This window comes from Kocuria sp. CPCC 205235, from assembly GCF_040980905.1.
Classification (GTDB): domain Bacteria; phylum Actinomycetota; class Actinomycetes; order Actinomycetales; family Micrococcaceae; genus Kocuria; species Kocuria carniphila.
In genome coordinates, this window is record NZ_JAVKPR010000056.1 from 1 (window position 1) to 2858 (window position 2858).

At 41.8% G+C, this 2858-nt stretch carries 2 protein-coding genes; both read left to right on the forward strand.

What is annotated here, in order from left to right:
- Positions 1-544 precede the first annotated feature (544 nt).
- Complete coding sequence (locus RF638_RS15885; protein ID WP_008670455.1) at positions 545-1135, forward strand: hypothetical protein; 591 nt, start codon at positions 545-547, stop codon at positions 1133-1135.
- Positions 1136-1754: 619 nt separating this feature from the next.
- Positions 1755-2858: a mobilization protein gene (locus RF638_RS15890; RefSeq protein ID WP_368813088.1), complete on the forward strand. Its 1104-nt coding sequence runs from the start codon at positions 1755-1757 to the stop codon at positions 2856-2858.

Here is a 2858-nt window from a genome sequence, read left to right on the forward strand (position 1 = left end):
AAGCTATGGAAGAGGGGAAAGACCTACTCAAGCAAATCACCAGAAGCAGAGGTTTCGGCATGGGTATGTAACCCCCCCCCCGCCCCCAAAGGGGGAGCGACCAAACGGCAGCTTCACTCAATGGAGTGTTACGCCGTTCGGGTTCGGAAGAAATTTTGCAGGGTTCGAAAAACGGTTGTGTGCTTATTCGAAAAAAAGTTTATGGTGTGGGCGCTCGTCGGGACGGGTGGTCCCGCCCCTTGCCGCTGGGCGCTCCCCGACCGATGATTTTTTAAGTAGTTGATTATATGCCGTTTTTAGGGTATAATAAGAACTTAAGAAATAGAATAAGTTAAGTAGTTGATACTCAATATAGGGTATTTTCCATATTGGAAAATCTGATTTTCCATATTAGAAAGTCACTCTTTCCTATTAGATGTTAAAAAGGAAAATATATTTTGCTTTTTTATTGTATTAATGGAAATTTAAATATTCCTTTGTGGAAAATCAAATTATACTTTTTCACCGATATATAGAAAGTCAAATTTGCCTAAATAGAATGTTTATGGAAAATAAGAAAGTACTCAAATTAACCGATTTTCAAAAAAACGAAGAAAACCCCTTTATGAAACAAGCAATTGAAGGGATTGAAAATCACGTTGTTAAGAAATACAAAAGTAGTACGGGAAGTGATAAAAAAGCTGTAGTTGCTGTTGCTGATACAGATACAGGAGAAGTATTCAAAACCTCGTTTATCCGACAAATAGAAGTAGATGAAGAGCAATTTGCAAAACTATACCTTGCGAATTTTGCCGCTTTTTTCAATCTATCACAATCAGCTATTCGGGTTTTCGGGTATATTCTAACTTGCATGAAGCCTAAGAATGATATGATAATTTTCGATAGGCGAAAATGCTTAGAATACACCCAATACAAATCAGACAAAGCCATATACAAAGGATTGGCAGAGCTCGTACAAAGTGAAATCATAGCAAGAGGTCCAAACGAATATAATTGGTTCATTAATCCGTTGATTGTCTTTAATGGGGATAGGGTTTCATTTACAAAAACATACGTTCGGAAAAAGACTTTAGCTGCCCAAAAGAAAGAAGAAGCAGAGAAACGACAGTTATCACTTGGTTTTGATGAACTGTAACACTCCATTGAGTGAAGCTGCCGTTTGGTCGCTCCCCCTTTGGGGGCGGGGGGGGGGATAGATAAAGTTCCTCTATGTAAAGTTATAATGGGGGATGAAAGGCAAGGTTCGCTAACCTTACCCCGATTGTTTATGCTTCCCAGCATTCAATCTATCCCCGTTTATGGGTTTCTCTTTCACCCTACAAAGATAACCTCATGGGGGAAAAATGTCCAAGAATATGGGGTAAAAACTATCAAGTCGGTAGAAAATAAGTATCTTTGAAGTACATTTTTAGTAGAGGTACTGGTATGCCTAGACGAAGCAGATAGGCAAAAATAAAGCCGCTGGGGATGTCGGATGTCCGTCAATTAACTCCAGCGGCTTGTATTTTGGTAACTCTCCCGTATCGGTCAGCTACCGTTTGGTCAGCAACAAAGGTAGTACTTTATTGTCGCAAATCCAAATGTTTTCCCCTTTATTTGTGCATTTACAAAACATTCACTAACTTCGCACCTATGCAGTATGGTGATAGCACACTAGCACCCTAAAGGGTACGTGTGTAAGGGGACAAGCCCCCTTAACCCCCTGTCAGCCGGCTGTCACCGGCTGTTATCGATTGTCACAAAAATGTTAACTTATGGGAGCAACAAGTATTCATGTACAAGCAGTGAAGCCGGGGAGCGAGATTCACAACTTTAGGGAAAAAGAGTTGGACTATGTTCGTCCGGAACTTAGTCATTTGAATGAAAGCTGGGTTGGAGATAGCATCTCCCATCGGCTGGAGAGTGCGAAACAGAGATATTTCGATACGGTTGGGCAGAAGATGCAGACTAAAGCAGCACCCATACGGGAGGGGGTAATAGTAATCAAGCAAGAAACCACCATGCAGGAACTCCAGCAATTCGCTGCGGTCTGCAAGGAACGTTTCGGTATTGAAGCGTTTCAAATCCATATACACAAGGACGAAGGATACATGAACGCAAAGCAATGGACACCTAACCTTCACGCCCATGTAGTTTTCGATTGGACGCAGCCGAACGGGAAGAGTGTGCGTTTATCGCGTGATGACATGGCAGAACTCCAAACCATAGCATCTGAAGCACTGGGCATGGAACGTGGTGTTTCTTCTGATCGCAAACACTTATCGGCTATGCAGTACAAGACCGAATGTGCGAAAGAACAGCTTCAGGAACTATCCAACGATATATCCAGTGCGTTAGACAAGCACAAGGACGTGCAAAACCAGCTTCTTCAGCTTCAGAAAGAACTACGTTCCATTGAAACAAAGAAAAAGGTCCAAAAACTCATTTCTAAGGCTTCAGAGAAGTTTTACGGCTTGATAGGGAAAACGGTTAACGATAGGGAAAAAGATGCCTTAAAAGCCAAAATAAAGGCTTTAGAGGGGGAAAATGAACAGCTATCCGATAGACTGGGAAAGGCTATACTTGAAAAAGAGCGAAACGGCACAAAGGTATTCAAAGCCGAGAACGACAAGGAGTATTATAGACAGCAAATGGACAATGCAAGGACAACCAGTAACCGACTAAGAACGGAGAACCAAGAACTAAAGACCGAAACCAAGGAATTGAAAAAAGAACTTGGTAAGATGAAAGACTTGTTCAATTCCGAACAACTGGAGGCTTTAAGGCATCATTTCCCAAACATATCAAAAGCTATGGAAGAGGGGAAAGACCTACTCAAGCAAATCACCAGAAGCAGAGGTTTCGGCATGGGTATGTAA